This is a genomic window from Chryseobacterium sp. CS3K3.1 (genome assembly GCF_059515165.1).
The window spans coordinates 294,431-313,154 of record NZ_JCAKRV010000001.1; the positions used below are offsets into that span (position 1 = coordinate 294,431).

Here is an 18,724-nt window from a genome sequence, read left to right on the forward strand (position 1 = left end):
TAATTATGAAAAATAAATTAATAATCACACTATTTGCTACTATATCGACTACTATATGCTTTAAAGCTCAAAATCTTCCAGAAAAATTTGAAGAAAATAGCAAATATGGTGTTCGGATAGATGGTAAAAATTTAGTTCCTGCTATTTATGATGATGTCTCCACAGATTTTTTAGTAATAGCTAAAAAGGGTAATAAATTTGATTTGTATAATAATGATTTAACGCTCTTAGATCAGAATATTAAAGCATATGAATATTTTATTCCAATGGACATATTTCAAATAATTACCAAAAACAATAAAATAAAAACATTTAATAACAAAGGACAACAAATTGATGTTTCTAAATTGAAAATTGGATCACAAAAAGATCTATTTGTTAAAAGTGACAGAGCTCTGGAAAACTATACGATAACAAATAATGGTGTAACATATATACGGAAAGAATATTTTGGAAAGGAAAATTATCCGAGAGAATTCAATTATAAAATAATTAAAGATGGGAAAGATGCCAGGTTTGTAAACAATGAAAAAAACTTAATGATTTTATCATTTTATAATTCTCATATTTCAGATTACTTCGAAAAAACATCATCACCCGATTATACTGAAGAAACTCTTTACAAACCTCTAAAACACACATACATTATACTTAAATTAAATGGAAAGTATGGTGTTTGGGATTTCAAAGAACAAAAAGAAATTATTCCATTTCATTATAAAAAAATTATTCCTTATCAAAATTATTTGTATCTGGAAAAAGACGGATTGTCTACCTTCTATCCTTATATAGGCACCGATCCAAGATATAAAAAACTTGAACCTTATCTTGGAGCCTTCGCCAGGTTTGAAACTCCAGATGGTAAAATAGGCTGGGTAGACAGAAAAGGAAAAGAATATTTTGATCAATAATATATAAGCCACAGCAATGCTGTGGCTTATATTTTTTAAACTGTCACATTCTTGCTATATTCATCACATGTAAAAAATGGGAGCCAATTAAACGTATGAAAGTATTAAAAATAAAAGAAAGCGAGTTAACATGTAACCGTTTAGATGGCGGAGGAGTTCCTATATATTATCACAATGGCAGCCCTTTTACAGGTATTGTTTTACGGTACTATGACACTGGTGAGCTTTTTTGCGAAGAGGAATATAAAGATGGCTATCAGGAGGATGGTTCAGATCTTATCATAAAAACGGAAAAAAATATGTTGAGATCCCTCTTAAATTTGTAAAACCAATACAAAGTTTACTAGAGATTATTGCTTATGCAAGTGATGTTGATTCTAAAACTAAGATTATTGATAAATTTTTTGATGAAAGAAGCCCTATCCCACTTTCTCCGATTTATCATGATTTTTATGAAAAAGCAGATATATCAAATGGATCTGGGACACCTATTGGTGGTTATAAACAAATATTAAGAAGTTCTGAAAAATTAGATGAAGATTTTATCATAGGAGAAATTTTAGAACTTTTACAAGAAGACCTAATTAAAAAAAAATAATATGAAAAAAATATCAAAATATCTTGGAATTGTAATAATTTTAATATCGTGTACCAGCAAAGAAAATTTACTAGTAACTGATATTCAACCTAAAACTATAAATCAAATCAAAAAAATGTCATTATACGAGTATAATAACGTTTTACCTCTGCAAACATCATCTGAAAAGAATATTTTTTACTCAAATATCAAGCCTGATAATATTCGCACATCCAGAAGCACTAAACCTTTAGGACGACTTATTTATATTGATAAACCTGTTGTTCTTGAATATTTTGATAAAGAAAACGATAATAAGTTTGTCTACTATCACTACAGAAATGACAGCCTTATTTCCAAGGTATATCTTATAGACAATTTACTTGAAAATAATTCAGGTTCAAAAAATAAATCTACAATTACCAGTTTAGAGCAGTTGAAAAATTTATTAAATTCTTCAAATATTAAATATTCTGAAAAGGACATCTATAATGATACTACTATTCAGAAAAAATATAATCTTGGCTCTGTGGTAAAGATTAATGGAGAAAAAACATTTTTAATAGATAATAAATATCCAGCTATTGTATACATTACTAACAAATTGTTTTATATTGAAATAATCTACAATAAGCTTTCTAATGGACAGAGGTACAACTGGATGTTAGAAAAATAAACATTCTACTAACCATTAAATGTATTTGTTTATAAAATTTACCCTGAATATAATCTACTGCAACATCAAGAATATAACATGAAAAATAATATCCTTTTTCTGGCAGTCTTATTACTATGTAATTTTTTTTATTCTCAGAAAGTAAATGATTTAGATTCACTTAGAGTGAAATTTTGTCAAAAGAACTGCAAAGAATATAAAAGAGATTTATTATTAAAAAATAAAGGAGAAATAAATCCTGGTGATTTTGATAATAAATACTATGAAAGGTTTTCGATTCCATCAATACAAAGAACGAAAATATTTCCTTTTAATGAGTATGATTCAATTTATATAGCAAATCCTAACTTTATTAAAAATGTAGATGAGCCTCGAAATTACTTGGATACTAAATTTCATAATCAAATCAGAATGATTTCTTCATTAGAAAAAGAAAGATTATCAAATATTCTGTTTAATTACTCTAAAAAAAATATTTTTGTCAGAACAGGATTATCTAATAGTGTCGGCTGTGATTGTATCCAAGAAGAATTTCCAAAGATTTTATTATTATTTAAAAGAGATGGGAAATTTAAAAAGTTTATTGCATTCCCTGATAATGGAAAAGACAGATATAATTTTACCGATCAAGAATATCAATATTTCGACTGGTCCATGGAAAAAGAACGGATGATTTTAGAATTATTCAGTAAAGATATTCTTCCTGATCAAAACTGTAAATAGGATATGTCCAAAACTTAAGCATAATAATAAACATTTCAAAGCCAAAATTCCACATTGGAGCTTTTGCCAGGTTCTAAACTCCGGAAAGCAAAAAAAGGATGGGTAGATCGAAAAGGAAAGAATATTTTTGATCAATAATATATAAGGAGGCTGTCTCAAAAGTCCCCCCTCTCTCGGACTCCTGCCTGACAACTTTTGTCATTTAGGAAATTCTCAGAGCGTTAATTTACCTTTTGAGACAGCCTCTTAGTATAAAGTTTCGTCGGCTACCCTCGCAATTGGATAACCCTCTTTTAAACTCTTTGAATTCAACAATACAGAAACAATTTACATTGTGAAACATATTAAAAATAGCCAATTTTTATTTATAGATGACGATGGTCAAGAGAAAATCTTTTTAAGAGAAAAGTATTTTGAATTTCTTTGTCTACTCATTACTGATTTTTTCAACAAGAAGATTATTGAGAATGAATTTCACTATTACTTTATCTCTTTATTAAATAATCTTGAAGATTATGAAAGTGTGGATTACATAAATCACCAAACTCCCTATCATTGGGCTTTATCTATTATTCAAAACAAACATACTACAGATTCTTATACACCAGAAGAGTTAGATCAATTACTTGAATTTTCATCAAAATTTGATAGACAAAATAATATTAATTCTTTTATAATTGCGTGTCCCTGACCTCCATATTTTAAGTTCTCCCGCTACCTATTCCCAGCTGGAGGACTATCTTTTAAACTCCTTTTGAATTACAGAATGCGGAGTATCAAAAGCTTATCATCTAAATTACAGGAATCTTAAGAAATTATGTTAGCAAAATATACTTTCAATCTCCATAAAACCGTATTAATAAAATCAAATAGCTATGACAATAGAATATATGACAGCAATGAAAGATAATCTAAAAATTAATAATTTTATTAATAGAGGATAAGACAAGAAATGTATAAAATTAAAATATAAAAGTAGAAGCGGCGAGATATGACGATTTCGGTCATATTCAAAATAACAATGATTTAAAAAACTAGGTATAATTAAAAGTTAAACAATGGAAATTATATATTTAAAAAAACTAAAAGAAAACCCAACAATTAACAGACGAACAATTGAGGGAATTTCTGAAGACGCAATAAAAAAAATAGAGAAAAGACTGAATGTAAAGTTTCCTCTTGTTTATAAAGAATTTTTATATCTAGCAGGAGATTATACTGGTAGTTTGAGACTTGCTGAAGGCAATAGCAGTATAGATATGCTGGTGAAAGATGATGTTAGAAAAAGACTGGAGAAATCGATAGAACAGTTTCAAATCCCTATCAATAAACCTTTTTGGGTAATCTCAGAAAAAGATGGATTTCAGCAGTTTTTCTTCTTCTATCTTAATGAGGGAACAGAAAATCCCGCTGTATGGTTCACTACTTATGGAGAGGATGATGAAGACCCCAATATACTTATCAAACTAAATGATACTTTCAGTCAATTTGTTGATGAATTGGTAGATAAATCCATTTTGTTTGCCCAAAGAGGATATTAATTTTAGATTATATACTATACTTATTTAAGCAAATCCTTCCATTATCTATTAAATCAGTTTAAAAAATAAATTCTATTAATAAACTATAATTTTTAACGGTAACTTACAGTTACCGTTTCTATTTTATAAATTTTTCATCCTCGATAAGTCAAATTGAAAATTCTTCTTTATAAAAGTATGGATAACAGTATTAAAAAGCTACATGAAAAACCATAAAAACATTATAAATTATGATAACAGATAAAGATTTAGAAATTTTATTTTATACTACTCCTGAAAAGTACAGATTAACTGCACTCGATCAGGAAATACATGATCCTAATACATTGGAAAATATGAATAAGGAAGAACATTTGGAGGAATTGTTATTGCAATGTTCTTTAAATGATTTAGTGGCAACCATTATCAAAGTATTCAAAAACAAATATGCAAATCCACTACCTATCTGGACAGGAATTGTAGATTATGATATGAAAACAAAAAAAGAATCATCTAAAAGAAAAGATATCAAAAAAATACAATTCGATTTTAAAGATGGAGTAAAAACTGACTTCGGAGGAAATACTGAATATTTGGATAACTTATTTATGGAGTTCCAAACGCCTTCTCAGGTTTTCAAAGATATGGTAAAAACAAATTTGCGAGGAAAGTCATTTACAGAAAATGTACAGAGTGATACAACAACTTTCGTTATTTCCAATAGTCCTATTTCAAAGATAGAAGTTACCCCTACTTCATTCCATATGTTCATAAATAAGAGTTCTTTCATAGATTACGGGCAATAAATTTCCAACAAAAAAATAAAACACGACACTTTTTGTCGCATTAACCGCATATATTTGTCTTATAAAACTTTACCATGAATGCAGCGTTGCTGCACCCTAAAAAATAGAGAAATGAAGAAAGATTTTTATCTGACAAGATATGCCTTAATTATTAAAAGATTAGAAAGTTCTCCGGCTACCTATTCACAGCTGGAGGACTATCTTTTAAACTCTTTTGAATTCCAGGATGCAGGAATCAAGAGCTACTCTATCCGTACCCTGCAGAGGGATATCCGGGAGATTTCCGATCTTTTTAACCTCTCTATTCACAACAAAAAAAAGGGTGACAACCGGTATTATATCGAGAGCCGCCCGATTATGGAAGTGGATGAATACAATCAAAAACTTCTTGAATCTTTCCAGGTAAGCAACGCCCTGAATCTTCATCCGGACTTTTCAGATTTTATCTTTTTTGAAAGCCGTAAACCCACCGGTGTAGAACATTTTTATGATCTGTTCTTCGCGATCAGAAATAAAAGAGTTGTAAGTTTTGAACACTACAATTACAAGAATAAACTGATGACCTCCAGAAAAGTGCATCCTTTGGCTTTAAAAGAATCTAAAGACCGATGGTATCTTATTGCTATTGATACCAAAGACAAAGTTTTAAAATCATTCGGGCTTGACAGGATCAATTATCTTGATGTGGCTAAAAATCAGTTCAGGGAGAAATACAAATACAACTTCAGAGAGCACTTTAAAAATGCATTCGGAGTGATGAACCTGACAGAACAGAATCCGCAAAACATTGTATTGAAATGCAGCCGCCATCAGGGAGAGTACATCAGAAGTTTCCCACTTCATCAGTCACAGAAAGAGACCAAAGAAACGCCGGAAGAGATCTATTTTGAATTCTTCCTCCACCCTACTTATGATTTCATGCAGGAGATTCTTTCTTACGGAAAAGAAGTAACCGTTCTGGAACCGAAAACTTTAGTTGAAGAGATCCGCAATCATTTGCAGGAATCTTTGAACCGTTATCTTGAAAGCTGATCATCAGGAATATATTTCATATTTTTTGTTATATTTACATAAATATACCCTTATTGAAAACTTTATTCATTGGCATCAGCTGCTTTATCTCTTCCTTTTTTCTCGCACAGCAGAAAGAAGAGTTCAGGCTTGTAAAGAGTTATTATAACCAGCACAGAAATATGCTGAATAAAGAGTTTAAAAAGAAATTTGATGCAGAATCCAATACGGTAAAAAAAGCTGCGATAAAGGGAGACTTCCTTTTTTTCATGAAAAAAATGGATAGCATTGAAAACAATGCTCTGATTGGAGCTTTATTAAAAGTCAGGAATCTGGAGGACCTTCAAACCATCAAAAATCCCAGGCTCACCTCATCTGAAAAGTTTGCAGATGCTGAAAAGATTGCGGATTATCCCGGAGGTATCAATTCTTTAAGGCAGGAAGTCGCCAATCTGCTGTATGTTGACGGAGTATATTCTAAAGAGAAGATGATAAAAACGGATGTGGATTTTATTGTTGAAAAAGATGGAACAGTCAGCAATGTTCATGCACAGGGAGATAATTTTACCTTTAACAGACAGGCAGAAATTGCTTTATATTCCCTGGCGGAAAAATTTTCCCCGGCAATGCTGAAGGGCGACCCTACTATTTACCGCTTTAAACTTCCTTTAACTTTAACGATAACAGATTAATGTTTACCGACGAATATTACATGAAAATGGCGCTGCAGGAGGCAGAGGCCGCTTTAGAAAAAGATGAGGTCCCTATCGGATGTGTAGTGGTTTCCAACAACCGGATTATTGCAAGGGCCCATAATCTTACTGAAACACTGAACGATGTGACTGCCCATGCAGAAATGCAGGCCATCACCTCTGCTGCCAACTTTCTGGGAGGGAAATACCTGAAAGACTGTACGCTTTACGTAACGATGGAACCGTGTGTGATGTGCTCAGGAGCTCTTTCCTGGTCTCAGATTTCCAAAGTAGTGATTGGAGCGCGTGATGAGCAGAGAGGTTTTATCAATAAACATCTTTCTCTCCACCCTAAAACAGAAGTTATTACGGGAATCATGGAGACGGAATGCGCTTCTATTGTTAAAGAATTTTTTAAAAGTAAAAGATAATTAAAAACAAAAGCCGGAGGATAGTGATATTCTCCGGCTTTCAATTTTATAATAGTAAGACAATCTCTTTAGTCTTTTAAGATACAATATCTCACCAGATCAAAATATTCTCCCTCCTTTTTCACTTCTTTTATCAGAACAGCCTCCTGCTCCATTCCTACTTTCTCCATAATTCTTCCGGAAGCAGGATTGTGAGGAAAATGAGTAGCAAAAATTTTATTCAGTTTCAATTCATTAAAGCCAAAATCTATTATTGCTTTTGCAGCCTCGGTTACATACCCTTTGTTCCAGTAAGGAATTCCTATCCAGTAGCCAAGTTCAGCTTTATCATCATCTCTGTCATGCAGCCCGATAGCTCCTATGATCTGATCCTCTTTATTCCGGATAGCAAACGTATACCCTGTATTATTTTCAAAAGCTTCTTTTGACATTTTCACCCAGGATCTGGCATCATTTTCCACGTATGGATAAGGAATATTGGAAGTAAGATCAGAAAAAATCCTATGCTGAAGAAGTTCAACGATAAAAGGAATATCCTTTTCTTCCAGCTGTGAAAGGATCAGTCTTTCGGTTTGTAGTACGGGAAATTTTTCCATTATATTAATTGTAAGATTGAGGAACTAAAGTATCAGCTGGATCCAACCTCAACCTTAATCATTTAAATTTATAAATCTTTTCCGAGGAAATACAGACCTTTCAATGTATGAAGCCTGTCCATCACATGGATCTTATCCGTAAGGGGTTTGTAAACATGGGAAACACCTCCCGTTGCTACTACAAAACAATCGTCATTCACTTCTTCGTTGATACGGCTGACAAAGCCTTCTACCATTCCAAGAAAGCCATATACCATCCCACTCTGCATACAGGTTACCGTATCCAGTCCCAAAACAGATTTGGGTTTCTTCAGTTCAATATCCGGAAGCTGTGCAGTCTGGTTGATCAGCGAATTCAGAGACGTAACAATTCCCGGAGCAATAATTACCCCTAAAGTTTCTCCTGTTTCAGCTACACAGCTTGCTGTAAGGGCTGTTCCGAAATCTATGACAATTTTCTTTCTGTTCGGGTACAGATTGTGTGCCGCTACAAGGTTGGCATAGATATCTGTTCCCATCTGCTTAGATTTTGCCTGTACTCCGGAAGGAGTATTTCTGTCAACAATCACAGGATTTGTTCCATGAATTTTTTTGATCCCTGAGCTCATTACTTTGGTAAGCTGAGGTACTACGGATCCGATAATTACCTTATCAATCTCTTTCGGATCAATTTTATAGGTTTGATAGAGCATCAGCATCTGTACATAAAGTTCATCTGCTGTTCTGTAAGGTTTTGTATTGATGACCCACGAAATATCACAATTATCGCCATTGAAAAGACCAAATCTGATATTGCTGTTTCCTACGTTTATTACGATTGAATTCATTGACATATTTTTCAGAAGAAATTCATTACACAAATTGAAATCCTGCTTATTTTTGAGGCACTAAATTTAATAATTTTAAAAAAAAGAACCTGTCATAATAAGACTAAATTACAATGGCTCACTTATTTTTTTCTTTCTCCGGAACAAATCAGTATATTTAATAACACATTATAATTATTCTGACTATCTCATGAAAAAACTGATCCTCGGTACTTTACTATGTCTCAGCATCTCTGTTTTTGCACAATCCGGCAATTCAATGGCAGGCATTTTACAAAAAATAAAAAGTCAGTCAAAAATTGATACTCAGGATAAAGCAGTTTATGATCTGATGGATGAGTTTTATCAAAAAAATCTTCAGGCTGACAATGATGAAATGACTCCCGAGTTTACCCACAAACTTCAAAAAGCAGTTTCGGATTCAAATACCAAGAATATACACCTGCTTTATCTTTTTTTGATGTATCAGCAGCATATCAGCCAGGCCGTGGCAGAAGGAAAAAAACCGAATCCCGTGTTTCAGATTGAAACCATGAATCTTCTGGAAAGTGAAACAAAAGAAGTATATGGAAAGCTCCCGGCAATTATTTACATTTTTAAAGCGGAGGCCTTGGAGAGCGGCACAAAAAAGGAAGAAGCACAAATTACAGTTGCAAACGGCTTAAAAGAATATCCGGATTCTGTTCCTTTAAAGGTTTACAATTATCTAAATACCAAAGATGAAACTTTGAGGAAAGATCTTATCCAAAATCATCCCAATCACTGGATGGTACAGCAATTTGGAATACAATAAAAAATCCACAGACTCATCTGTGGATTTTTATGTGATATATTTATAATTATTTCACCTCTACAAAATTATTTTCCATATTCACATCAGCAATTCTCTGGCTGAAATCGATTCCCAGGACAGACAATTGAGATTTTGTGTAAGGAATAGTAAGGGTATATTCTTTCTGAGTCCATGGCCAGTAAGGCATTGTTTTAAACTCACCATAGATATCTTTTTCTTTCCATGTATGGGTCATATTCATCGGAATCTGATAGGTAACGACTTTCTTATCGGTCGTCATCACACCAAAATCAATTGGCATCGGAACCTGACCATTATTAATCAGGGTAATGGTGGTAGATTTCGCATCATACTTTACATCCTTAATTCCGTAATCGATAGTTTTTGTGGTATTGATCCAGTAATTATGGAACCATTTCAGATCCATCCCTGAAACTTTCTGTGCAATGTGAAGGAAGTCCCTGTCTGAAGGATGCTTCATACTCCACAGATCATAATATTGCTTTAAGGTTTCTGCAAGATTCTGCTCTCCCATAATATATCCAAGCTGCACCAGATACAATTCACCTTTTACATAGGATGCATAGGTGTAAGATGTACCGTTATCATGATGATCTCCCAACCAAACGGCAGGTTCTTCAATTCCTTTTTTAACGAAGTTTCTGTAGGCATCCAATCTTTCAACAAAAGGATTCGGAAGATCTTCAGGGAATAACTGATACATAGTATAGCCTTCCGCATAGCTTGTAAAACCTTCATCCATCCACGGACGTACAGATTCGTTAGTGGCAAGCATCTGCTGATACCATGAGTGGGCTCCTTCGTGAGCCATTAATCCCATCAAATCTTTAACACTTTTAGCTTCTCCTAAAATCATGGTACACATCCCGTATTCCATTCCGCCGTCTCCTCCCTGGATAAAGGCATAGGTAGGATATATATATTTCCCGAAGTGAGCATTCATGATCTGGAAATACTTCGTGATATACGGCTGAGATTCACCCCACGCTTTCGTTTTATCATTTTTCTGATACACCAGATATACTTTCGGGCCTTCCGGAACATTGAAGCTTTCTACAGAATAATCTCTGTCTGCACTCCATGCAAAATCAAGGATATTTTTTGCGGTCCATTTCCAGACCGCTTTTTTGTCTTTTTCTGTTTTTATTTTGGCATTGGCATCGTAGCCTTTTACTTCTGTTGGATTTTCCAGAATTCCTCCTGCTCCTACGACATACTCTTTATTGATTTTAATGGTAACATCAAAATCGGAGAACGGTGCATGGAATTCTCTTCCCAGATAATCGAAAGTGGCCCAGCCATCATAATCGTATTCAGCAATTTTCGGATACCACTGCGTCATGGTCATGTCTACTCCTTCTCTGTTGTTTCTTCCGCTTCTTCTGATCTGCATAGGAATCACAGCATCCCAATCCATTGTAAAAGTAGTCGTAGAATTAGGCTTGATCGGTTCTGCCAGATACACTTTCATAATGGTTTCCTGAACTTCAAACTTAAGGTCTTTCCCATTTTGTTTAATCCAGTGAATGTTCTGAGCTCCTTCCTGATCTTTTGGAATGGAAGCGAGTCTTGAAATACCATCTTTCTGCAGTCTCCCATCACCATTTTTTCCCTGGGAAGCCACTCTCTGATCCATCATGGAATTAGGTTTGAAAGCATTCCAGTATAAGTGGAAATAAACCACATTCAGCTCATCGGGTGAATTGTTGGTGTATTCTACTGTTTGTTTTCCCTGATAGGTAAATTTTTCAGCATTGACATCAATATCCATCTTGTACTTCGCAGCCTGCTGATAATAAGCTCCTTGCTGAGCCTGAAATTGTGAAATGATAAACGCAAAAATGATTGCAGCCGATTTTCTCATTTAAAATTTTATTTTTTCTAAAGGTAGTTAATTTAAGTAAGAACCTCAAATAGGAGTTATTCTGAGGTTTTTATTCTGTTTGTTATGGTTTTAGATGGAATTTAATATGGATGGTTAAATTCTTTTTTGAGCTCTTTTGCAACAATCCTTGTCAAGGTTTAAAACCTTGACAAGGATATTTTTTGAGGATAGAATGTGCAATTTCAGTTGTTTTTCAACAGTTTTTTAACTAAAGTAATCTGTCCCAGATGATAATAGCTGTGTTCAATCATTCCATCGATATTTCTTCGGTAAGTTCCATATTTTTCATCAACGAAAACCTCATCCAGTTGGGGATCCGGCATCTGTTCCAATAATGTGGCAAACTTTTCGGAATCCGTCCAGAGTTTACTCAGCAAGTCTTCCCATTGTTGCTGAGATGCTATGGGAGGAAGATCAAAACTGAATTTGTCTTTAATCTCAAGAGCTCCTCCTTCAAAGACATTGATAATCCCTGCAATATAATAATCGATGTGAAAAGTAAGCATCGCAATGGTATTCAAAGCATCTACTTTTGTTACCGCCTGTTCCCAGGTCACCTCTGAAAGCTGATCTTTAAAATTGGTATTGGCGATCCAGAAACCATCCAGCAAAACTTCTCTGAATCTTTTTGATAATTGTAAGATTTGGCTCATAATTTTATTTATTAATTTCTAAAATATAACCAGTTTTTTCACCAATATATTGAGGATCCTCCCACAAATTACAAAACTCATTCTTATCATAAACCTTTAAGGTATCTCCTGGATCTGCTACATAAACTTTTGAATTTTCTATCCTATAAACTACTACGAAGTGTTTAGATTTCCAATAAGCAATACATGGTAAATTTACATTTTTACTCAGATTTAGAAAATCAACCTTTAGTCCTATAGGTTTAAATCCCAGCGATTCCGAGGCATCAGATAATTCAAGCATAGTTGTTCCATTACTATTGACATGAGTCATTTCGCCCAAATACTTTTCTGAATATATTTTTCCATAATACTCAAAAATCATTTTTAAGCAAGCAGGGCCACAGTTATTTTCATTCGTTTGTTGGTAAAAAGGAAAATTTTGTTCTTCTTTTACATTACAACTTGATACAAAAAAAATCATGAGCATAAAAGATACGCTCATGAAATTATTTCTTAATTTATAAAGAAAAGTCATCTTAAAAATGTAATTATTTTTTAGCAGAAGCTTCTTTCTTACCGCTTCTTAAAATCTTTTCAAGGATTCTTAAAGTGATGAGATACGTTGGCTTTACTCCTGTAAGACCTAACCCTCCTGAAGATAATGTGCTTCCCGTTTCCAACGGATTATCCGATGCATAATAAGCATACATGACAAACAAATCCGGTGAAATATGGTGTCTGATCTTGGATGCTACCTGAATAGCTTTCTGGTAGTGTGCTCCTTCCATTTCAAGACCAATAGCTTTCCATGAAGTATTCATAAAGTAAGAAAGGATATCTTTATTCTGGAGAGAGGTTCCCAGCACCGTAATCATTGGCCCTTCAAAAGCTTTTAATTCATCATCTTTAAAATCTTCCAGTTTTAAGGCATTTTCAAAAGGATAGTTATCTGCAGTTCCTTCGAAAATATGAGAAGTAGGGATCATGATATCACCTTTCGCTCCGGTAAGAATACCTGCTTTACCCATGATGGAAACGGATTTTACATGCATCATGTATACTTCTCCTTTATGTTCAAAAGGTCTCAGCAATTCGTCCATTACTTCGAAAGCCTGCTCTCCGAAGGCATAGTCAAAAACCATTACTACATCATCACTTGAGAACTTGATGTCTGCAAATGGTGTATTTTTCAGATCTGTTTTGTTGAGGTCTATAATCTGAACGTCAATATTACTTCCACTCTTGTCAGCAATATGAATCATCCCTTCCTCCAAAGCATATTTTAAAACTTTATCACGAAGTTCTTTCTTATTGGAAATCTCTTCGTACAGTTTATAATCTACCTCGTGGTACTGCTTCTTTTTAAGGGCATTATTCGCATACAGCATATTTTTCACCGAGTGCATATTGGCTGAAATAATGTGTAAAGGACGCATATGAAGATTGTTTTCAAATAAAACTTCCTTCACTTTGTTTGCCCATTTTTCTCCAAAATAATGGTGCCCTACTCTTTCTTTCAATATAGAACTGAAATGAATTTCTCTTTCTCTGCTACCTTTTGCATCATCAAGACTTACTTTTCCTAAGTTGTAAATGATTTTGAACAGACGGTCAGGATTATGATCGTCACCAAAAGTATTATAAGCTCTTAAAGTTTCATCAAAAGATCTTCCTATTAAAGAAGAAAGATGAATAAGTGCCACTTCTTTTTCTTTTCTGCTGAATTTCTTTTCTCCCTTCACTACTTCTTCAATAATTTTGAAGGCACGTGTCGGTTTCCAGTTTTCATCCTGGATGAATGCCAGATTGCGGATTTTATCAGCTTCTATAAACAGGAAGGTAAGATGGGTAAGAATGTCATAAATTTCGGAACGGCCCAAAAGAACCTCAATATTCATCTGGTGTTCGTCTATTCTATAACAGTTTCTTCTTCTTTTCTTGGGAACAATAGGTTCGAAACTTCCTTTATCAAACCCTTCATCAGATGTAAGATGAATAAAAGCACATTCTTCAATTCCTTCCGGAAGTCTGTCCAGTACATACATCAAACCGTCCAATTCCAATTTGCTTGGAATATTCATAGTTCCATAAATTTCCGGATTGATGGTCTTTAACAAACTTCTGATACTTTCTCCTGAAACTCCGCCCGGCTTGAAAAATCCTCTATAAAATAAGTGTCTCATAGAGATGTATAGTCTTTCAATAGCCTCTGTTGTTTCTCTTGCTCTAGAATTTGTCATAAAATAAATTTCACACAAATATACAAAATCTTTGCCCACTTTATTTTAACTGTCTTTTAACAAGTCGTTTAATCCCATCGTATTATTGTAATTTGCACAATATATAGTATATTTACATTAACATCTATAAAACAGGCGTGAATTCTCACATCCTAAATATTAAATCACAAAACAACCCTCTTAAAAAACACTAAACATTCGTTTAGATTATATAAATTTCCAAACCACCCCTAAAATTTTTAGGGGTAAAATGTTTTCAATTCATTTTTTTTGTAAATTTGCGCTGTAAAAAATCAACCCAATTATGTCAACCTTAAGATTCAAAGCATTAGAAACCCTTCCATTTAAGGATTTCAGAAAAGACAACTCTGTTGAGATCCCTGCGAAATTATCAGAGCTATTCTGTAAAAATGTTTTCTCAGAAGAAACCATGAGAGAATATTTAACAAAAGAAGCATTCGGTTCTATCATGGATGCGATTAAAAAAGGAACTAAAATCCAGAGACATATTGCAGATCAGGTAGCTGTAGCGATGAAAGACTGGGCAATGAGCAAAGGTGTAACACACTATACGCACTGGTTTCAGCCTTTGACGGGTACTACTGCAGAAAAGCACGATTCTTTCTTCACTCCAATCGAAGGAGGTAGAGCCATCGAAAGATTCAGCGGAAACATGCTTATCCAGCAGGAGCCGGACGCATCGTCTTTCCCTAACGGAGGTATCAGAAATACTTTTGAAGCAAGAGGTTATACAGCTTGGGATCCTACGTCTCCGGCATTCATTATGGGAACTACATTATGTATTCCTTCTATCTTCATTTCTTATACAGGAGAAACGTTAGATTATAAAGCTCCTCTTTTAAGAGCTTTGAACGCTGTGGATGAAGCTGCAACGAATGTAATGCAGTATTTTGATAAAAATGTAACGAAGGTAACTCCTACTTTGGGTTGGGAGCAGGAATATTTCCTTGTTGATTCAGCATTATACCAATCACGTCCGGACCTTGTATTAACAGGTAAAACATTATTAGGACATTCTCCGGCAAAAGGACAGCAGCTGGATGACCATTATTTCGGTTCTATTCCGACAAGAGTAATGAACTTCATGAAAGAGCTGGAAATCGAATGTATGAAATTGGGTATCCCTGCAACAACAAGACATAACGAGGTTGCCCCTAACCAGTTCGAGCTTGCACCAATGTTTGAAGAAGTTAACGTTGCTGTAGACCACAACTCTTTGTTGATGGACATCATGGCAAGAGTAGCACACAAACACCACTTCCATATTCTTTTCCACGAAAAACCATTCGCAGGAGTAAACGGAAGCGGAAAACACAACAACTGGTCTTTAGCAACTGATACTGGTGAAAACCTGTTAAGCCCTGGAAAAAATCCAAAGAAAAACTTACAGTTCTTGACATTCTTTGTTAACACCATTAAAGCGGTTCACGAATATGCAGATCTTCTAAGAGCAAGTATCGCTTCTGCAAGCAATGACCACAGGCTTGGTGCCAACGAAGCGCCGCCGGCAATTATTTCCGTATTCATCGGAAGCCAGCTGTTCAGTGTATTGGAAGAACTTGAAAAAGTAACCAACGGAAAACTATCTCCGGAAGAGAAAACAGAATTAAAATTAAATGTAGTTGGTAAGATTCCTGAAATCCTGCTGGATAACACAGACAGAAACAGAACTTCACCATTTGCATTTACAGGAAATAAATTTGAGATCAGAGCGGTAGGTTCTTCTGCAAACTGTGCAGAGTCTATGACCGTAATGAACACGATTGCAGCTAAACAGCTTAATGATTTCAAGAAAGAAGTGGATGCTTTAATTGAAACCGGTCTTAAGAAAGACGAAGCGATCTTTAATGTATTGAGAGAATACATCAAGCAGTGTAAAAACATTATGTTTGAAGGTGACGGATATTCTGATGACTGGGCGAAAGAGGCTAAGAAAAGAGGATTGAACAACCTTAAGACGACTCCTGAAGCTTTAAAACAGGAAATGGACAAGAAATTCCTAGACCTTTATGAAGAGATGGGAATTTTCAACCACAGAGAAGTTGAAGCGAGAAACGAGATTAAATTAGAGAAATACTCTACTGTAATTGATATTGAAGCAAGAGTGTTAAGTGATATCGCAAGAAACCACATCATTCCATCTGCATTAAATTATCAGAACAGATTAATTGAAAACGTAAAAGGTCTTAAAGATATCTTTGGTGATAAAGAATTTAAAACGCTGGCAAAAGAGCAGATGAGTTTAATTACAAGCATTTCTGAAAATGTTTCTAAAATTAAGCTTGGTGTTGAAGACCTTATCAAAGCAAGAGAGGCTGCAAAAACCATATCAGACAGCCAAAAACAGGCAGAAAACTATTGTAACAAAGTAAAACCATTATTTGATCCTATCAGAGAAGCTTCTGATGCTTTGGAAATGATGGTGGATGATGAGCTTTGGCCAATGACAAAATACAGAGAAATGTTGTTTACCAAATAACACCTGTAAAGTTCCATATTAGTTTAAATTCCCCGGTTTTCCGGGGAATTTTTTTGTTTTTTTAACAGCACTGAAAATTAGGACTTTGAATCACAAAACGTGATATATAGAAGAAAATCGAAGAAGTTTGTTAAAGAATCTTAATAAAAAAAACCGCACACTTACCAAAAACAGGCTGTTGCGGTTTATTTTTCTTTAACATATGTAAATTATATGTTAAAATGTGTTAAAATAAGATCCTGACAATTATCATATCAGGGGTCTTTTGTTCGGAATCTCTACTTTTGTATTGCTTTTGAAAATAAATATTCCTTTTTAACACGGATAATCAAATATATATGAAGAAAAGAGTTTTGTTTTATTTAGTTGCTTTAGTCTCTACAGTTTCATTGCAATCGTGTGCTACAAATTATGTGGTTTCAAAACCAGCAACTTACACAAAAGAATACAAAACAGATGCCAAACTAGCTTCTATAGATAACAAAAAAATGGAGCAGGATAAGCAAAAACTTATCGACTCATTCCTTGCAGAAAAGGCGGCATCTATCGCTAGTGCTAAAAAAGCAGTTAAGAATTCTGAGATTGCAAAAGCAATCAAACATAATAAAACCATTGACGGTATCCTTGAAGAAGCTGAAACATACCTTGGAACTCCTTACAGATATGGAGGAACTACAAGAAACGGTATAGATTGTTCAGCTTTTGTTCTTTCTGTATTCGGAGCAGCAGCAGGTCTTAGCTTACCCAGAGTAGCGGCGTCTCAGGCTCAGGAAGGTGAAAGAGTAGAAAGAGGAGAACTACAGAAGGGAGATTTGATTTTCTTTTCTCATGGAAGAAGAATTTCTCACGTAGGTATTGTAGAAAGTGTTACTGAAGAAGGTGAGATTAAATTTATCCACGCAGCAACATCAAAAGGAGTAATGATTTCTTCACTGAATGATTCTTATTGGGGACCTAAATTCAGATTCGCAAAAAGAGTGATCAACGAAGAAGGAGAAGCTTACAATAACTTAGCCGCAGCTACTCTTCCTACACCCGCAAATTTTTAATTTTATAAATAATTGATTTAAATAATGAAGCCATCAGAATCCTGATGGCTTTTTTATATACGCTATTTCAATTAAATTCCACCTAAGCCAGGTGAAGATATATGAAGGAGAAAAACGGGCTAAAACCTTCTCTAATTGTTTTTAATATTGATAAATTTATAAACAAACAGAACTTAACCAAAGACATCAGCTGTTCTTATCAATTTCAATATCCAGCTTATACAACAGACCATGGATCTCAGAAAGCGAAAATATGGCCTTTTTAAGCCTATTTAAAGCCGGATCTATCGAATAATTAACCGAAGTCCTGAAATCTGTTTTTTCCAGGTTTGTACCGTCAAAAACGGCGCCCGACAGATCGCAGTTACTGAAGACTGCATTGGACAGATCACATTCACTGAAATCCACCTCAATTAATTTTGAATTTTTGAAAACAGTTTTTTTAACGGATGTCTGATAAAAAACGGAATTGTTTAATGAACTTCCATCAAATGTAAAGGATAATCCGAATGCATTGCAATCATTAAACTGAAGCCCGAACATTTTACATTCTTTAAAAACAACCTCATGAAAAGCTGTTTTGATCAGTTTTGCCATACTGAGATTGCACCCGAGAAATTCACAGTCTGTAAAACTGAAACCGGATAGATTTCCGTATTCAAAATTACAGTTTCTGAACGTACAGTTTTCGTACTCACTTTTTTCTAAAGGAAGTTGTGTGAAATCTCTGCTCTCGAAATCTTCGTCTGAGAAATAGGATTGTTTCATAAAAATTGTTGATGAAGTTAATTTTGAAGACGAATGATCAGCAGAACAATGAGAAACTTCCAT

20 protein-coding genes are annotated in these 18,724 nt (G+C 34.2%); 13 read left to right on the plus strand and 7 right to left on the minus strand.

The window, feature by feature from the left end:
• Window positions 1-5: 5 nt before the first annotated feature.
• From AC5YGI_RS01260 to AC5YGI_RS01305, 10 genes are all read left to right on the plus strand, one after another.
• Window positions 6-911, plus strand: coding sequence for a hypothetical protein (locus tag AC5YGI_RS01260; protein ID WP_496167317.1), 906 nt, complete (start codon window positions 6-8; stop codon window positions 909-911).
• Window positions 912-1,006: 95 nt separating this feature from the next.
• The gene (locus AC5YGI_RS01265; RefSeq protein WP_496167318.1) at window positions 1,007-1,237 is read left to right on the plus strand and encodes a hypothetical protein; all 231 of its coding nucleotides are present in this window, start codon (window positions 1,007-1,009) and stop codon (window positions 1,235-1,237) included.
• A gap of 273 nt (window positions 1,238-1,510) precedes the next feature.
• Entirely contained in the window at window positions 1,511-2,164 is a 654-nt protein-coding gene (locus AC5YGI_RS01270; protein ID WP_496167319.1) for a hypothetical protein, read from the plus strand.
• Window positions 2,165-2,242: 78 nt separating this feature from the next.
• The gene (locus AC5YGI_RS01275) at window positions 2,243-2,887 is read left to right on the plus strand and encodes a hypothetical protein (RefSeq protein WP_496167320.1); all 645 of its coding nucleotides are present in this window, start codon (window positions 2,243-2,245) and stop codon (window positions 2,885-2,887) included.
• A 334-nt stretch (window positions 2,888-3,221) separates the two neighbouring features.
• Window positions 3,222-3,578 (plus strand): hypothetical protein, encoded by a 357-nt coding sequence (locus AC5YGI_RS01280; RefSeq protein WP_496167321.1) that lies wholly within the window; start codon window positions 3,222-3,224, stop codon window positions 3,576-3,578.
• 367 nt (window positions 3,579-3,945) lie between these two features.
• Window positions 3,946-4,428, plus strand: a complete 483-nt coding sequence (locus AC5YGI_RS01285; RefSeq protein ID WP_496167322.1) for an SMI1/KNR4 family protein — start codon at window positions 3,946-3,948, stop codon at window positions 4,426-4,428.
• 230 nt (window positions 4,429-4,658) lie between these two features.
• Window positions 4,659-5,213, plus strand: a complete 555-nt coding sequence (locus AC5YGI_RS01290) for a hypothetical protein (RefSeq protein ID WP_496167323.1) — start codon at window positions 4,659-4,661, stop codon at window positions 5,211-5,213.
• A gap of 111 nt (window positions 5,214-5,324) precedes the next feature.
• The gene (locus AC5YGI_RS01295; RefSeq protein WP_137904446.1) at window positions 5,325-6,245 is read left to right on the plus strand and encodes a helix-turn-helix transcriptional regulator; all 921 of its coding nucleotides are present in this window, start codon (window positions 5,325-5,327) and stop codon (window positions 6,243-6,245) included.
• Window positions 6,246-6,298: 53 nt separating this feature from the next.
• A complete protein-coding gene (locus AC5YGI_RS01300) occupies window positions 6,299-6,916 on the plus strand; it encodes a hypothetical protein (protein WP_227941181.1) in 618 nt (205 codons plus the stop codon).
• Entirely contained in the window at window positions 6,916-7,347 is a 432-nt protein-coding gene (locus AC5YGI_RS01305) for a nucleoside deaminase (RefSeq protein WP_496167324.1), read from the plus strand. The genes AC5YGI_RS01300 and AC5YGI_RS01305 overlap by 1 nt, the downstream gene beginning before the upstream one ends.
• 68 nt (window positions 7,348-7,415) lie before the next feature.
• Here AC5YGI_RS01305 and AC5YGI_RS01310 read toward each other — a convergent pair whose 3' ends face one another.
• Together AC5YGI_RS01310 and AC5YGI_RS01315 are read right to left on the minus strand one after the other, a co-directional pair.
• On the minus strand, window positions 7,416-7,943 hold the full coding sequence (locus tag AC5YGI_RS01310) for a GNAT family N-acetyltransferase (protein WP_496167325.1): 528 nt from the start codon (window positions 7,941-7,943) through the stop codon (window positions 7,416-7,418).
• Between the two features lie 68 nt (window positions 7,944-8,011).
• Window positions 8,012-8,770, minus strand: a complete 759-nt coding sequence (locus AC5YGI_RS01315) for a type III pantothenate kinase (protein ID WP_110009141.1) — start codon at window positions 8,768-8,770, stop codon at window positions 8,012-8,014.
• Between the two features lie 190 nt (window positions 8,771-8,960).
• Between AC5YGI_RS01315 and AC5YGI_RS01320 the strand changes: the two genes are divergently transcribed.
• The gene (locus tag AC5YGI_RS01320) at window positions 8,961-9,563 is read left to right on the plus strand and encodes a hypothetical protein (protein WP_496167326.1); all 603 of its coding nucleotides are present in this window, start codon (window positions 8,961-8,963) and stop codon (window positions 9,561-9,563) included.
• A 46-nt stretch (window positions 9,564-9,609) separates the two neighbouring features.
• On the opposite strand, the gene AC5YGI_RS01325 is transcribed toward AC5YGI_RS01320, so the two are convergent.
• The 4 genes from AC5YGI_RS01325 to AC5YGI_RS01340 all read right to left on the minus strand — a co-directional run bounded on the left by AC5YGI_RS01325 (window position 9,610) and on the right by AC5YGI_RS01340 (window position 14,344).
• Window positions 9,610-11,448 (minus strand): M1 family metallopeptidase, encoded by a 1,839-nt coding sequence (locus AC5YGI_RS01325; RefSeq protein WP_496167327.1) that lies wholly within the window; start codon window positions 11,446-11,448, stop codon window positions 9,610-9,612.
• A gap of 203 nt (window positions 11,449-11,651) precedes the next feature.
• Window positions 11,652-12,122, minus strand: coding sequence for a DinB family protein (locus AC5YGI_RS01330; RefSeq protein WP_496167328.1), 471 nt, complete (start codon window positions 12,120-12,122; stop codon window positions 11,652-11,654).
• 4 nt (window positions 12,123-12,126) lie between these two features.
• Window positions 12,127-12,606 (minus strand): cysteine peptidase family C39 domain-containing protein, encoded by a 480-nt coding sequence (locus AC5YGI_RS01335; protein WP_446107044.1) that lies wholly within the window; start codon window positions 12,604-12,606, stop codon window positions 12,127-12,129.
• Between the two features lie 46 nt (window positions 12,607-12,652).
• Window positions 12,653-14,344, minus strand: coding sequence for a DUF6909 family protein (locus AC5YGI_RS01340; RefSeq protein ID WP_496167329.1), 1,692 nt, complete (start codon window positions 14,342-14,344; stop codon window positions 12,653-12,655).
• A 304-nt stretch (window positions 14,345-14,648) separates the two neighbouring features.
• On the opposite strand from AC5YGI_RS01340, the gene AC5YGI_RS01345 reads away from it, so the two are divergent.
• Both AC5YGI_RS01345 and AC5YGI_RS01350 read left to right on the plus strand, forming a co-directional pair.
• Window positions 14,649-16,844, plus strand: coding sequence for a glutamine synthetase III family protein (locus AC5YGI_RS01345; protein WP_137904454.1), 2,196 nt, complete (start codon window positions 14,649-14,651; stop codon window positions 16,842-16,844).
• 338 nt (window positions 16,845-17,182) lie between these two features.
• A complete protein-coding gene (locus AC5YGI_RS01350) occupies window positions 17,183-17,893 on the plus strand; it encodes a C40 family peptidase (RefSeq protein WP_202841871.1) in 711 nt (236 codons plus the stop codon).
• A 186-nt stretch (window positions 17,894-18,079) separates the two neighbouring features.
• On the opposite strand, the gene AC5YGI_RS01355 is transcribed toward AC5YGI_RS01350, so the two are convergent.
• Window positions 18,080-18,661 carry a pentapeptide repeat-containing protein gene (locus AC5YGI_RS01355; protein ID WP_496167330.1) on the minus strand — a complete coding sequence of 194 codons (582 nt, stop codon included), beginning with the start codon at window positions 18,659-18,661 and terminating at the stop codon, window positions 18,080-18,082.
• Between the last annotated feature and the right edge of the window lie 63 nt (window positions 18,662-18,724).

Excerpts from the sequence above, each read along its gene's own strand:
- AC5YGI_RS01290 (WP_496167323.1), top strand. The coding sequence starts at position 4,659 with ATGATAACAGATAAAGATTTAGAAATTTTATTTTATACTACTCCTGAA.
- AC5YGI_RS01340 (WP_496167329.1), bottom strand. The coding sequence starts at position 14,344 with ATGACAAATTCTAGAGCAAGAGAAACAACAGAGGCTATTGAAAGACTA.
- AC5YGI_RS01320 (WP_496167326.1), top strand. The coding sequence starts at position 8,961 with ATGAAAAAACTGATCCTCGGTACTTTACTATGTCTCAGCATCTCTGTT.
- AC5YGI_RS01310 (WP_496167325.1), bottom strand. The coding sequence starts at position 7,943 with ATGGAAAAATTTCCCGTACTACAAACCGAAAGACTGATCCTTTCACAG.
- AC5YGI_RS01315 (WP_110009141.1), bottom strand. The coding sequence starts at position 8,770 with ATGAATTCAATCGTAATAAACGTAGGAAACAGCAATATCAGATTTGGT.
- AC5YGI_RS01260 (WP_496167317.1), top strand. The coding sequence starts at position 6 with ATGAAAAATAAATTAATAATCACACTATTTGCTACTATATCGACTACT.
- AC5YGI_RS01270 (WP_496167319.1), top strand. The coding sequence starts at position 1,511 with ATGAAAAAAATATCAAAATATCTTGGAATTGTAATAATTTTAATATCG.
- AC5YGI_RS01305 (WP_496167324.1), top strand. The coding sequence starts at position 6,916 with ATGTTTACCGACGAATATTACATGAAAATGGCGCTGCAGGAGGCAGAG.
- AC5YGI_RS01355 (WP_496167330.1), bottom strand. The coding sequence starts at position 18,661 with ATGAAACAATCCTATTTCTCAGACGAAGATTTCGAGAGCAGAGATTTC.
- AC5YGI_RS01335 (WP_446107044.1), bottom strand. The coding sequence starts at position 12,606 with ATGAGCGTATCTTTTATGCTCATGATTTTTTTTGTATCAAGTTGTAAT.
- AC5YGI_RS01265 (WP_496167318.1), top strand. The coding sequence starts at position 1,007 with ATGAAAGTATTAAAAATAAAAGAAAGCGAGTTAACATGTAACCGTTTA.
- AC5YGI_RS01285 (WP_496167322.1), top strand. The coding sequence starts at position 3,946 with ATGGAAATTATATATTTAAAAAAACTAAAAGAAAACCCAACAATTAAC.
- AC5YGI_RS01345 (WP_137904454.1), top strand. The coding sequence starts at position 14,649 with ATGTCAACCTTAAGATTCAAAGCATTAGAAACCCTTCCATTTAAGGAT.
- AC5YGI_RS01275 (WP_496167320.1), top strand. The coding sequence starts at position 2,243 with ATGAAAAATAATATCCTTTTTCTGGCAGTCTTATTACTATGTAATTTT.
- AC5YGI_RS01350 (WP_202841871.1), top strand. The coding sequence starts at position 17,183 with ATGAAGAAAAGAGTTTTGTTTTATTTAGTTGCTTTAGTCTCTACAGTT.
- AC5YGI_RS01325 (WP_496167327.1), bottom strand. The coding sequence starts at position 11,448 with ATGAGAAAATCGGCTGCAATCATTTTTGCGTTTATCATTTCACAATTT.
- AC5YGI_RS01330 (WP_496167328.1), bottom strand. The coding sequence starts at position 12,122 with ATGAGCCAAATCTTACAATTATCAAAAAGATTCAGAGAAGTTTTGCTG.
- AC5YGI_RS01295 (WP_137904446.1), top strand. The coding sequence starts at position 5,325 with ATGAAGAAAGATTTTTATCTGACAAGATATGCCTTAATTATTAAAAGA.